The 13675-nt window shown below is 44.5% G+C and carries 11 protein-coding genes; 2 read left to right on the forward strand and 9 right to left on the reverse strand.

The window, feature by feature from the left end; translation table 11 throughout:
- Positions 1-44: 44 nt before the first annotated feature.
- The 9 genes from QFZ78_RS08860 to leuC all read right to left on the reverse strand — a co-directional run bounded on the left by QFZ78_RS08860 (position 45) and on the right by leuC (position 12200).
- On the reverse strand, positions 45-3743 hold the full coding sequence (locus QFZ78_RS08860; protein ID WP_307546786.1) for a dynamin family protein: 3699 nt from the start codon (positions 3741-3743) through the stop codon (positions 45-47).
- 78 nt (positions 3744-3821) lie between these two features.
- Complete coding sequence (locus tag QFZ78_RS08865) at positions 3822-4097, reverse strand: hypothetical protein (protein WP_029193089.1); 276 nt, start codon at positions 4095-4097, stop codon at positions 3822-3824.
- A 26-nt stretch (positions 4098-4123) separates the two neighbouring features.
- A complete protein-coding gene (gene nth / locus QFZ78_RS08870; RefSeq protein WP_307546789.1) occupies positions 4124-4795 on the reverse strand; it encodes an endonuclease III in 672 nt (223 codons plus the stop codon).
- Positions 4796-4989: 194 nt separating this feature from the next.
- A complete protein-coding gene (locus tag QFZ78_RS08875) occupies positions 4990-7704 on the reverse strand; it encodes an S-layer homology domain-containing protein (protein ID WP_307546791.1) in 2715 nt (904 codons plus the stop codon).
- 29 nt (positions 7705-7733) lie between these two features.
- Complete coding sequence (locus tag QFZ78_RS08880; RefSeq protein ID WP_307546793.1) at positions 7734-8312, reverse strand: GerMN domain-containing protein; 579 nt, start codon at positions 8310-8312, stop codon at positions 7734-7736.
- 70 nt (positions 8313-8382) lie between these two features.
- Entirely contained in the window at positions 8383-9207 is an 825-nt protein-coding gene (locus QFZ78_RS08885; protein WP_307546796.1) for an N-acetylmuramoyl-L-alanine amidase, read from the reverse strand.
- Positions 9208-9253: 46 nt separating this feature from the next.
- Positions 9254-9817 carry a copper amine oxidase N-terminal domain-containing protein gene (locus QFZ78_RS08890; protein WP_307546798.1) on the reverse strand — a complete coding sequence of 188 codons (564 nt, stop codon included), beginning with the start codon at positions 9815-9817 and terminating at the stop codon, positions 9254-9256.
- Between the two features lie 292 nt (positions 9818-10109).
- Positions 10110-10715: a 3-isopropylmalate dehydratase small subunit gene (gene leuD / locus QFZ78_RS08895; RefSeq protein WP_307546800.1), complete on the reverse strand. Its 606-nt coding sequence runs from the start codon at positions 10713-10715 to the stop codon at positions 10110-10112.
- 63 nt (positions 10716-10778) lie between these two features.
- Positions 10779-12200 carry a 3-isopropylmalate dehydratase large subunit gene (gene leuC, locus QFZ78_RS08900; protein WP_307546802.1) on the reverse strand — a complete coding sequence of 474 codons (1422 nt, stop codon included), beginning with the start codon at positions 12198-12200 and terminating at the stop codon, positions 10779-10781.
- A gap of 200 nt (positions 12201-12400) precedes the next feature.
- Here leuC and QFZ78_RS08905 point away from each other — a divergent pair, with 200 nt between their 5' ends.
- Together QFZ78_RS08905 and QFZ78_RS08910 are read left to right on the forward strand one after the other, a co-directional pair.
- Complete coding sequence (locus QFZ78_RS08905) at positions 12401-12547, forward strand: lmo0937 family membrane protein (protein WP_307546804.1); 147 nt, start codon at positions 12401-12403, stop codon at positions 12545-12547.
- Positions 12548-12775: 228 nt separating this feature from the next.
- A complete protein-coding gene (locus QFZ78_RS08910; protein ID WP_307546806.1) occupies positions 12776-13669 on the forward strand; it encodes a LysR family transcriptional regulator in 894 nt (297 codons plus the stop codon).
- Positions 13670-13675: the final 6 nt, after the last annotated feature.

Raw genomic sequence — 13675 nt, forward strand, 5'->3', positions numbered from 1 at the left:
TTGGCCAAGTTCTATGGAACCCGACCAACCCTTTCGTTTAATCATTAAACAAAAGCCTTTAATTGATGCTGTTTGGATATAAGTTCGTTCAAATCAATCTTCATTTCAAGAGCATCGCGAAGCCCTTCTGCATGTTCATTCAGCTGTTGCAGCATCAGATTTTTCTGTGTTGCAAGCCAATTTTCCAACTGATTCGCATAAGCTTGTTCAAGCTCCATTGTTTGCTGCTCGATAAATTCTGCAACCGGCGTATTCATCCGATTTTCTAAATCTGCTCTGAGCTTGCTTTTGCCATCGCCTTCGAAAAATTGCTTCGCATTTTTGAAATGACTATGGAGCAGCTTCAAGCTTACATCAGGAACTTCTAGTTTAGACGTAATTTCAGGTGTTACGAACTTACTTGATTCATACGTTCCACTTTCGAATCCTTCCATCAACTCACCAAGCTGCACTTCCCACCGTTTTACACGGCTGCTGCTAATCAGATTCATGCGATTTTCAACCCGGAGCGTTGTAGCCAACACCTCTTGGGATAAATCGTAGCCAATCATTCGCAGCAGCTCACCCCATGCAGATTGCAGAGCTTGCTTCGGATCTCTAGTATCATCCCGGAAGGTCGAAGGGTTAAACGCGTAATTGTATAATTCACCGAAGCGGTACATCGTGCGCTGCTTGACGTAGTACAAAAGCTCCTGAATTTCTTTCTTTAATTCTTTGAGCTCCGCGTCATACAGGGTATTTGCCAGAAGCTCTGTTCCGGCATTCTCCGCTTGACCGAGCTTGGTTAACTGAAGCTTCCGTTCTTCCTCCCCCGAATGCGCACGCTCCAGCCATTGCTGCATGGTCGCAATCGCGCGATTCAGCTCCAAATTAGCAGCATGAATAGCAACATCGCTAAGCTCATTGAACGTAAACTTCACGAATTCTTGCTCAAATGGCTGAATGCCAGATTGGGTAACCAGCGCTTCGTTCCCTGTTATTTTGCCCTCTGCAGCCAAATAACTGGATATTGGATAAATACGCGGATTTCGGATGCCGTGCTGCAGTAAATTCGTTTCCACATGTTTTATTACGCCATTTAATTCTTCCGAGCTAGCGGCAAGATCAGCCGCATTGACGATGAAAAACATTTTATCCATCTCAAAGCTATCCTTCACACGACCTAGCTGCAAAAGAAATTCACGGTCGGCCTGCGAGAAAGCATGATTGTAATAAGTAACGAAAAGAATAGCATCCGCATTTTTAATATAGTTAAAAGCTACGCCAGTATGGCGGGCATTAATGGAATCGGCTCCTGGCGTATCAACGAATATAATGCCTTGTTCCGTCAAAGGATTGGAATAATATAATTCGATAAATTCAACAAAACAGGACTTGGATTCGTCTGCAACATAGCTTGGGAACTCGTCTTTGGTGATTTTGAGTTCGGTGCCTAAATGATCTTGGGCTAGGGCCCAACCTTTCTCCACTGCCTTCAGGAAGGAAAAATGCGGCTTCCCTTTGGCCGTAACGTCCGCAGGAGAAAGTGCGCTTATGCGTTTGAGGGCAGATAGCATGTCAGTCGCCTGCACGCCCAGTATGTCCAATGAATAGAGAACGTCCTGCAGAATCGCGTCCTTCTTCTTCATCTTGACCTTGGCTGTGCCATGCGGCCAACCTTCCTGCGGCGGCATGATCTTGTTGATAGCCGCCGTCGTTGGGTTCGGCGAGACCGGCAGCACTCTTTCCCCAATCAACGCATTGGCGAAAGAGGATTTGCCGGCGCTGAAAGCGCCGAACAGGGCGATCGTGAACGTCCGCTGCCGCAGACGTTCCGATTTCTCGCGCATGGAGCGCGCGATCGACCTCATCGACGGCAGGCCCTCGATGAGGCTTGAGGCCGCCTGCAAATCGGCGGCCTTGCGCTCCATGCGCTTACCGTGTTCACCCGAGGTGAACACGGTAGGCACTGCAGCTGCCTCCACTGATGACGCAGCTGTAATGCCTGCGGCCCCCGATGCCGTGGCAGCGGCCTGCAGGATCGTGCCCATGGAGGTCACGTGCAGTCCCCCGCTCAGCGGGGCTGCTGCCGTCTCCTCCATGGCCGTGTACTTCTGCGCAGCCGGCAGCGCCGGCGCAGGTGGTCTAGGCCAGCTGACCATGCGCAGCAGCTGGGCCTCTGCCTCCGCCTCGGCTTCCTCGAGCCGCTGCAGTTCCCTGGAAGCGCTGAGGCGTACGCCCAGCGCTTCCAGCTCTGCCGCAAGCGTATCAACCAATTGCGCGCCCCCTTCGCGGACTGCAGCCGCGAGCAGATCAATCACCGCAAACGCCTGTTTGCGGTACTGCTGTTTAATATCAGAGGATACCTGCTTCATGTAGTTGAGTGTATATTCGCCGCCAAAGGTTGCGCCAGCATTCACTTGTGCTGCAAGCCAATGTATCGTCACGTCAACCTTCAGCGCTTCGATTTGCGCTGTAAGGACAGGATCATGCTGCCCTTGCTCCTGCGCAGCCCTCTTCAAAGCATCCCTCAGATGCCAATCCAGCTGCGCTTCTACCTGCTCAGCCAAATCCGCCTGAAACGTCCCAAGACGTTTCTCCGTTTCCAGAGCTGTTTGCGCAGCTCTGGAGAAAAAACCTACCTTGAACCCAGGCTTACGGCTCTCCAAATATGCATGAGCCTGATCCCTGGTCAAGGCTGGTGTTATATTGGCATTCTCGATGATCATGCCAACTTCCTTACGGAGGGCCGCCGTTAACGCTTCCGGCCGTCCCTTCACTGCCGCAAGCTCTTCCTGCTTCGCAGCAGCTTGCGCCTGAACCTCCTGCACGTCACCGTCCTGGCTGATTTGCTCCATAAGCTCCGCTTTCTGCGGCTCATGCTGATCAGCCAACCACTTGCCGTGCTCTGCTGCAAGATAACGCGCGGATGCGTCGATGCTGAAGCTTCGCAGATCATCACCGCGCTCAACCAAACGACTTAGGAGCCATTGCAGCTTCGCATACTCATTATGCGGATGGTTCGGCTCCTTCATGGTCACGAACAGCAAATCATCCGGCTCGATGCCCCAGCTTAGAAAAGCTTGCTTCGTCCCCTCCTGATACTGTGCAAAAGGAAGCTCCCACTCTTTGTGCTTATCAATCATATTTACAACCAAGTAGAGCGGCTTTCCCCACTCCTTCATCTTCTTCGTGAACGCGAGATTGACTTCGGATTGAACATGGTTGTAATCCATGACATAGAAAACTACATCGGCTAGATGTAAAGCCGACTCCGTAGATTGATGATGAGCATCATCCGTAGAATCAATACCAGGCGTATCAAGCAGTCCCGTTTGACTACCCAGAAACGGAATCGGATACGTAATCTCTACCGTTTCAATATCGGTACCATTGACGCAATACGCTTCTAATTCTTCAAGCGCAATTGTTTTCGGTTTGCCCGGATTGTTTGATGTACCATCCTTCAAGCGATGCGTAACATGAGCACCCGGTGATCCATTACGAATACTCACGATGTTTGCACTTGTTGGAATCGGGCTGGACGGCAGCAAGGCGTGCCCACAAAGCTGATTAATTAGGGTCGATTTTCCCGCTGAGAAATGACCGCAGAACGCTATATTCATCCGTCCAGCGTCTAATTTATCAAGCAGCTGACCTAGCTTACTTGCGTTGTCGTAATCCCCTTTTGTTTGCAGTTTAACCTGCATGTTCTTAATCGCATCCGGCATAACCGAGATGCTTATATCCACCATTTGCGTCATTCGTCCATTCCGCTCCTTATGATCCGTTCTTCTCTCCAAACATAACAGAAAAAAATCTCCCAAAGGGAGATTTAGGTTTTAGGACATTACGGCTTTTTCTTTTTCCGGCAAGAAAATCTCAAAGACATCGCGATGCTGCAAAATCGTAATGTCGGAGTCTTTTACTTTCATAACCACGACCTCAGATTTCGTTTTCATCTTGTCTATGTAATTCTGAGGAACTTCACCGGATTCACTGACTGTTACACCTTCAATGACTTTTTCCTCATTATCGGCTAGGGGTGTATTAATCACTTGCTCATAAATATCGGAGAACAGTTCAAAGCTATTCGTGTATACGGCGATGCATTTCATTTCAAATCCCATCCTTTGTCTGCATATCATTTGTTTGTAATAGTTTTCCTAGTTGCACTTGGTTTCATACGTTTCTTACCCTCACGACAATTGTCCAGCAATGGACATATCGTACATTGCGGGTTCTGAGCTTTGCAGTGATACCGACCGAAGAATATAAGTCGATGATGCGTTTGTGTCCACTCTTCGCGCGGAACCTTCTTCATCAGCTTCCTTTCAACTTCAAGTACCGAATCGTCCCAGCCAACTAATCCTAGTCTTTTGGAGACTCGCTCAACATGGGTGTCTACCGCAATAGCAGGTACCCCGAAAGCGTTCGATACGACGACATTTGCTGTTTTACGGCCTACGCCGGGCAGTTCGATCAAGTGTTCGTACTTCTCTGGAATTTCGCCTTCAAACTTGTCCAGCAGCAATTGACACAACTTTTGAATATTGCTTGCTTTATTTCGAAATAATCCAATCCGTCGAATGTCTTGCTCCAGTTCTGTAAGTGGAACGGCCAAGTAATCTTCAGGACGCTTATATTTCTGAAATAAATCCAATGTCACCTTATTCACGGTTTCATCGGTGCATTGAGCCGATAATAATACAGCAATCGTTAATTCAAACGGATTACTGTGGCGCAGCTCGCAATGTGCATCCGGAAAGAGCTCACCGATTGTATCCAAAATATGCCTTACTAACTTCTGTGTCATGTCTTTACTTCCTTAGGGTCGTAATAATCTCCAGTGTAGCGAATTGTGGCGTTAGAATCAATCCTTGAAAGCGTCAAAATGCGAACATTTTCTAAATAATCGCCATATTTATTTTATAAATTAGAAAAAAAACCGCCTGCCTTAGAAGTCAAGCTCCTAATATACAGACGGATGAACTTAATTTTCGTTCAAATTTATTTCTCAATCTCAACAATTTTATCGTCTAACACATAAAGAGTTACTTGATCTCCAGCTGCAAAGGATGATGCCGACACGACATCTGTTCCTTTATGGAAATAGGCTCTTGGGAAAATACTATAAGCCGTTTTTTCTCCGGAGCTTGTCGCTTTGAAGTAAAATTGGTTCACGACGTTATTGTAGTTATCCACTTCCCGTTTAGATCCTACAGCAACTTGTATCATAATTTTATCATTAGCGTCTTTCATCACTTGAACACGATCGCCCACTTTGATGGAAGTGAAACTCCATGCTACGCCGCCATTAAGTTTAACGCCAAAATTGCTGCCTGCGTTAATCACTTGACTTTTACCTGAAAAATCTTGAACGGTTAAGCTTGTGCTTGCCGCATCCACAGCTGTAACTTTGCCGCGTACAGGACTGATCAGCTCTGCTTTTACAACAGCTAGACCTTTGAACGTCAGCTTCACATAATCATCAATAGCAAAGTCTGCAATAGAACCTACACTTTGATCCGCTTTGACGATTGGAACACCGTCTAGGGAAATGACATACGAAGTGTTCGCCTCATCCGTCACAGTAATTTGCTTGCTGTTCACATTAGATAAAATTGTTTTATAAAGTGCCGTTTTACTCGTTACAATTTTCGTGACAATATTCTGATCAAAGCTTAATAATAAACTCACATTATCACCAACTTTTAAGTCAGAAAGTGCGCTGTTCGGTTTATTTGCAAGCTCAACCTGCGGTGCATAGGTAAGTTTGAACGTCAAGTTTTGACCACTGTCTGTTTTCAGTGTAATATCATTCGTTTGTAAATTTAATTGTGTTAATGCCCCATCAAGTTGGGAGGACATTTTAATTTGCGTTACAGCATTTTTCGAAACTAATAAATCAACATATTTACCTGCTGTGAAAGTACTGTTGAAACTCGAAAAGGGAAGTGTTGTTCCAGCATAGGAAATAGAAACAGTATCAGTCATTTTATAAACATGCGGATTACCTGTATTATCGGTCACGGTTAAGTATTTCGATGTTGGATTGTAGCTATCAATTTTTGCAAAATATAAATTATCAATGGAACGATTCGTTACCGTAATCAAAGTAACCTTGTTATTCAGTACATCCAGCTTAAGTTGATCTCCAGGTGCAAGATCGTAAATGCTCGCTGTTGTTAAACCATTGATACGTACCTGAACATTGTCAGCTAATAAATAGGCTGCTAATGACGCACCTGCCGACTTCGTGATAGTTAAATATGTTTTGTCATCACTCAAATCTTTGAGTGTCCCCTCAACACTTACACCAACATCCGCTTGCTTTTTAATTACAATCTTCACAACTTCACTATTTTTAACCGTATACTCAACCGAATCTCCAACGTGAAGTGAATTGATATCTACGAGGCTGTTATCTGGTAAAGTCGCAATCAAACTGCTAGAGAAACCATACGTTTCAGGCTGGCCTGATACGGTGTCAAGAAGCGTAATTTGCATCGCATCTTTATTTAACGTTTGAATCGCGCCTTCTGCTGTTTTATTAACTGGTACCTGCTTAACAATGATGGACGTATATTTATCGGTTTTAACGATCTTGCTTTTACGCAACTGAATCGTACTGCCATTGACGATAGAAGCTAGGCTCAAGCCACGTCCTTCCGCATCAGTTACAGCGACATCCGGCGCTAAATCATAGCTCTCAAAGTCATCCAAAGTTGCCTTAAGGCTAGTCATATTCAATTTCAACAGTTTACCCTCATGAATATCCAGTTGAAGCTCATCGCTAATAATTTCAACATAGTAGGCTGTTCCATTTACTTGAACGAGCGAAACTTCAAACGTTTCTTGCAGCGTTTTTGCAGCTATCGCCGTATCATTTTTATTACCATAGAACACCGTGCTCGGTGAAAGTTTATATGTACTCGTATTCCCATCTTTATCCATAAGGCCAATTGTGCCACTTGTTAAGCTTGTCATGTAGCCTTTCACTGCACGTGAAGGCAATGTAGCTAGCTCCTTTTGCGAACGACTTAAAAAAGCCGCCATTTGCGCACGCGTGACTGCCCCTTTAGGTTGAAACGTGCCATCTTCAAAGCCATCAACTACCTTCAAAGCTACAGCTGCATTAACAAAACCCAATGTTGAGCTGCTAATGTCATTATTATCTTTGAAAGCCGTTGGTGTTGTCGATAAGCTTTGTGCGGTGGTTGCCTTCCCGATAGCGCGAATTACTACTTCAGCTACCCATTCCCTTGTTGCCTTTCGCTGGCCCCATTTATCTTTGGACTTATCGCTTTGGCTTCTAACTTTCTCTTCCTCGTTGGAGATTAAGCCTTTCTGGAGAGCAATAGCTACATAATTACGCGCATAGTTATCAACCAGCATGAAATCTGGAAACACCGTTGCTGTTGTCATTGCATCTACTTCGCCTTGCAAGCCCATCATACGAGTAGCCATAATTAGGACATCCTGCTGTGAAACTGAGTTCTCTGCCCGGTAAGCACCATCCTCGTAGCCTTCAATAATGCCTTCCAAAGCAAGTTTGGATATATGTCGAATGCCCCAATAGTCCGATTTTACGTCAGGGAAAGAAAGCTTTACATTACTTGTTGATGTCGTATTTACTGACTCTGCTGCCAAAACTGGCGTCCCTGCCAGGCTAGTTATAATTAAAGAGCTAACAATTGCACTTGCTAATTTCTTGTTTTTCATCGTTGATTAAGACTCCTCTGCTACTACATTTAATTAGGTCGTTTAATTGGATACGGAAGCTCTAGATGCCCCATTAAGCTATCCACTTGTTTGCCGTTTTTCAGTACATATAAAGACTTCACTTCTGGAAATTGAAACACGGTTTTCTTCAAAGCTTGTAGAAACAACTCCTCACCCGGAGCGCCTAATTGCGTTTTGGGACCAAATTTGAGATCAATCTTCAATTCACCCTTAACTTTATCAAATGAAGTGCTTGTGAATGTAAGATCATCAAATAAAGGAATCGCTTTAGGATCATCACTCTTTTTGAGTGCGTTTAGTACAGCTTCATACACGTCAGCGTCTTGTTTGTAGCTGATTGTGACTTCTTTTTCTATAAGTTTCATTTCGTCCTGATCACTGTAAAAAACTTTAACCTTTTTTTGCTTTAAAGGTTCTGGTGTTGGGGTTGGTGCAGGACTTTGTACCACAGTTGTAGGCGTCGGCGCAATCGTAGCTTGCGGTGTTGCTCCACCGACGAGTTGACCTTTCTGACCGCAGGCGGTTACAGACAACGTGATGGCACTTACAAGAAGCACCCCATGAAATAGGCGACTTGTTTTGGTCATCTCACTCACTCCTTAGCGTTTTGCCTAGCAAAACGAACTTCGAAAGCATAGACTTAAAGGCTTTCGTCACTTATTTGAGGTTCAAGTATTCTTTGATGGCAGCAACGATAGAAGCCGCTATTTTGTCTTGAAAAGCTTCCTTGTACATGGCAGATTCATCGTTCTTATTGGATAAATACCCCACTTCGAGAAGAACAGCCGGCATATTCGTTTTGGTGATGACCCTGAAATCAGCTTGGCGTACCTTGCGATCAGGAAATCCAGCAGCGGCAACCACATTTTTATGAATAACATTCGCAAAAGCTAAGCTTTCCGGTCTGTTATAATACGTTTCCGTTCCCGAAACCGTAGCTTTGGCGCTATTCCCGTGAATCGATAGGTAAAGATCTGTTTGATTGTCGTTCCCAAAAGAAACCCGGTCATCCAGTGGAATGAACGTATCATCAGAGCGAGTCATAAGGACTTTAACACGTTTGTCCTGAACAAGAAGCTTCTCTACCTTCTTCGCTGTTATGAGTGTAAAATCCTTCTCATGCTTGCCAGTTATGGATAACGCACCAGGATCATTATCCCCGTGCCCTGCGTCGATCACCACGGTTAACTGATGCTCTACTATCGCGGCGGTCCATTGATTCGTAAGCTTAGAAGGCTGAACGCGATAGTCTGCTAATCCTTTCAAATCCAAAATAATTCTCACCGTAGCCGGGTTATCAGCAAAGTTAGAAAAGCGCACTTTCGCAACAAGAGGATGCTTAGATGGCAGCTCCCCCGCATTATTTACAAGCAATTTCTGGAGAGAAGGATCTAAAGTTGTGTTAGGGAAGTCAAACACGATGCGATTCGGGTTTGATAATTTCATCATAGTCGGTACTAAAGAGCCGTCTTTCGCGAACACAGCTAACTCCTTCTCAGATAGCACAATCGAAGTCAACAAATGGGCATTAGGATCGGGGTGTAATCGTTCCTGGATTTGTGCCTGTACCCGGTACCGGCGGTTTTGGAGGCGTTACTTGATTGTGGTCATCTACAACATCGATGGGTCCTGTAACTGGTTTGGAATCGGAATCATCTTTTTTGAACATATGAACAGAAGAGGTTAAAGAGTCCCATTTAAATTCAATACCCATAAGTTGACCAATGAAACGAAGTGGGAGCATCGTGTTGCCTTTTTCGATGATTGGCGCTACTTCCAAACTTTCCTTCTTGCCTTTAATCAGGGCCGTTTTACTGTCGATAACCAATTGAATGTTCATATCGCCTTTGATGATGGTTACCTTGCGTGTGGGTTCATCCCAACTCACCTTGGCACCAATTTCTTCAACGATAATCCTTACAGGTACAATCGTATTGCCACTTACTATACGGGGCTGGACTTCGTTGGACACCAACTTTTTCTCATTCATATAAAGCTTAATTCCACTGGGGGATTCGGCTCCCATCGCATAAGTTGGGAGAAGCAGCATGCAAACTAGCAGCATTAAACAAAATGCAGGAAATTTCATCATTCACCTCTATGTAATGTCGGAATTGGGGTTGTAAACTCATACTCTTAATATCTATCTTTTAAAAACTAGCAGCAACGTGTCCGTTGTATCAAAATAATCATATGCCCGACAGCAAAACCTCCGTCCAATCGACAATCTAGTAATCTATTAGACGCAGAAAACTGCCAAAAGTTGCAAAAAAAGAAGAAGAAAAAAACCTAGCCAACGGCTAGGTCTGAGTTCATGCAGCAAGAACAAAAAAAGACGCAACCAATGCAAGAGCTCATTGGATTGCGTCTTCTATGATCACATTTTATTTATAAGCCAAACGTTTTTGGTGAGCTTGCTCATAGGCTGTGATTTTCTCTTCATGTTGAAGTGTTAGGCCGATGTCATCCAAACCTTGCAGCAGGAACTGACGACGGTGCTCATCCAAATCAAACTGAATTTTCAAGCCGTATTCATCAGTGAGTGTCTTGTTTTCAAGATCGACATTCAGCTTGTAGCCTTCATGCTTCGCTGTACGAGCGAACAATTCATCAACTTGCTCTTCCGATAGCTTGATTGGCAGAATGCTGTTTTTGAAGCAGTTGTTGTAGAAAATGTCAGCATAAGACGGCGCGATAATAACGCGGAAGCCGAAATCTTGAATCGCCCAAGGTGCATGCTCACGGGAAGATCCGCAGCCGAAGTTTGCTCGGGAGAGCAGAACGGAAGCTCCTTGATAACGTTCTTGGTTTAATGGGAAGTTCTCGATAACGTTGCCCGCTTCATCCCATCTCCATTCGAAGAAGAGGAATTGACCGAAACCGGAACGCTCAATTCTTTTTAGAAATTGCTTAGGAATAATGGCATCTGTATCTACATTCACGCGATCTACAGGACCGACTAGGCCTGTATGTTGATTAAAAGCTTCCATGTTTTCATTCTCCTTAAAGTTTTGCTTTAGCAAAACTAGCATCGTAGCCTTAATAAGCCCAAATTAAGCTTGTTGGTATTCTTTGATTTCCCAATCACGAACGTCGTAGAAATGACCTTTGATAGCTGCAGCAACAGCCATTGCTGGAGACACGAGATGCGTACGTCCACCGCGGCCTTGACGACCTTCGAAGTTACGGTTGGATGTCGATGCACAGCGTTGACCTGGTTGCAGAACGTCTGGGTTCATGGCCAAACACATACTGCAGCCCGCATCACGCCATTCGAAGCCAGCGTCAGAGAAAATTTTATCCAAGCCTTCTTTTTCAGCTTGAATTTTAACGCGTCCGGAGCCTGGTACAACGATTGCTGTAACGCTAGGATCTACGGTGTAACCTTGTGCAATTTTCGCTGCAGCACGAAGATCTTCGATACGACCATTTGTACAAGAACCGATGAAAACATAATCAACTTTCAGTTCTGTCATTGGCGTTCCTGGTGTTAAATCCATATATTCAAGTGCTTTTTCAGCAGCTTTACGTTCATTTTCTGTTTCAAAGCTTTGCGGATCCGGAACAAGTGATGTAATGCTCGTCCCCATTCCCGGGCTAGTTCCCCAGGTCACTTGCGGAATCAAGGTATCAGCGTCAAACTCCAGCACCCAGTCATACTCAGCGCCTTCGTCTGTAACAAGGTTTGACCATTCTGCGACAGCAGCGTCAAAGTCAGTACCTTGTGGAACGTATTCACGACCACGCAAATAGTTAAATGTTGTTTCGTCAGGTGCAATAAGACCTGCTCTAGCGCCACCTTCAATGGACATGTTACAAACCGTCATACGCTCTTCCATGGAAAGACCACGAATCGCTTCGCCGGTATATTCAATAACATAACCCGTTGCAAAATCTGTACCGTATTTCGCAATAACGCCAAGAATCAAATCTTTCGCAGTTACGCCTGGTTTCAGATTGCCTGTAATGCGTACTTCCAATGATTTTGCTCTGGATTGTTGCAGCGTTTGTGTAGCAAGAACGTGCTCCACTTCACTTGTTCCAATACCGAAAGCAAGTGCGCCGAATGCGCCGTGTGTCGATGTATGGCTATCGCCGCAAACGATTGTTTTACCTGGATGTGTAAGTCCTAGCTCAGGTCCCATAACGTGTACAACACCTTGATCAAGGCTGTCTAAGTCGAACAACGTAACGCCGAAGTCACGGCAGTTTTGCGAAAGTGTATCAATTTGTTGTTTGGAAATAGGATCAGTGATGTTGAAACGATCCTTAGTAGGCACGTTATGATCCATCGTTGCAAACGTAAGATCCGGTCTACGAACTTTGCGACCCGATAAACGAAGGCCTTCAAAAGCTTGCGGTGAAGTAACTTCATGTACAAGCTGCAAATCAATATAGATTACGCTGGGCTTGCCTTCTTCCTGGTTAATAACGTGATTATCCCAAATCTTCTGAAACATTGTCTTTTTACTCATATCCAGTCACCTCTTGTCATTATCCGCTCTAATTGTTAATGTCTTACCCTCATAACGTAGTTTAGCACGGAAAACGTCATAGCTCCAAGATATAATAACTATAAGCTTCATAGATTATTCCTATAGGATGATTCGAATTTGAAAAAGGTGGTTAGTATCTTGCATAAGCAATTATGACATTTTGAAAAGGATGTGTTACTATGCTTTGGACAATTTTTATAGTGATTCTTGTCTTGTGGGCTTTAGGAATCGGGTTTGATATCGGAGGGAATTTAATCCATCTTCTGCTCGTTTTGGCCGTCATATCTTTGGTATTCAATTTGGTAACAGGTAGAAGAGGCAGTTAACATCACTTAATAGATGATCCTATATGTTAGTTCATACAGCAGTCTGTGGATTTTGTCCGCAGACTGCTTTTGCTTGTACCTCTAATCACGGATGCTCAACTATTGAAAGTCCTCAATCAAGGTTTTTCTCATATCAAAGCTTAAAATCTGGTATATTATCTTTATGCTTTATAGGCTGCATCAATAAACCAAGCTAAGATTATTACATATCAGGAGATGAACCCTACGATGGAATTACGTCAACTTCAATATGCGATTCAAATCGCGATCGAACGCAATTTCTCGCGCGCCGCGGAGAAACTTCATATTGCACAGCCTTCCCTAAGCCAACAGCTATCCAAGCTAGAGAAAGAAATCGGCGTCCTTCTTTTTCAGCGCAGCACCAATTCCGTTGAGCTTACTCACGCTGGTTCTCTTTTTGTTGAAAAATCACAAAAAATCCTCGACATGGTCGAGCAGCTGAAGAAGGAAATGGAAGATATTTCACAAATGAAAAAGGGTCGCCTAGTTGTAGGCAGTATGCCAATAACGGGTTCAACGATCTTGCCCTTTGTTGTTCCTGTGTTCCAAGCGGCTTATCCGGATATTGAAATTACACTCGTTGAAGAGACCTCAGCTAACTTAGAAACACTTACGATGAATGGACAAACGGATATCTCATTACTGTCCTTGCCTTTGCGAGAGGATTCTCTCGTTTATGAGACTTTGCTGGAGGAAGAAATCGTCCTCGCGGTACCTCCACTGCACCGATTAGCAGCAAGTAAAGAACCTATTAGGATCGAACAATTAGAGAAAGAAGCTTTCATTGCTTTGAAAAAAGGGCAAGGATTTCGCAAGCTAACACTTGAACTATGCCAAAAAGCAGGCATTACTCCCAATATTGTTTTCGAGTCCAGTAATATGGAAACGGTTCAGTCTCTCGTCGCTGCAGGCATGGGAATCGGTTTCGTCCCTTATTTAATTTCAAAAAGAAGCTTCAGCGAATTATCACCCATTCACCTCACCCTTGAAGGCAGACCTACTCGCACACTCGTTATCGCCTATCGTAAAGGCAGATACATCTCTAAAGCGGCCGAGGCTTTCGTTTCCACAATGAAAGAGGTTATGCGAACAATCGGTTAGCACAAG

The sequence above is a fragment of the Paenibacillus sp. V4I5 genome (assembly GCF_030817255.1).
In the GTDB taxonomy this organism is placed as follows: domain Bacteria; phylum Bacillota; class Bacilli; order Paenibacillales; family NBRC-103111; genus Paenibacillus_E.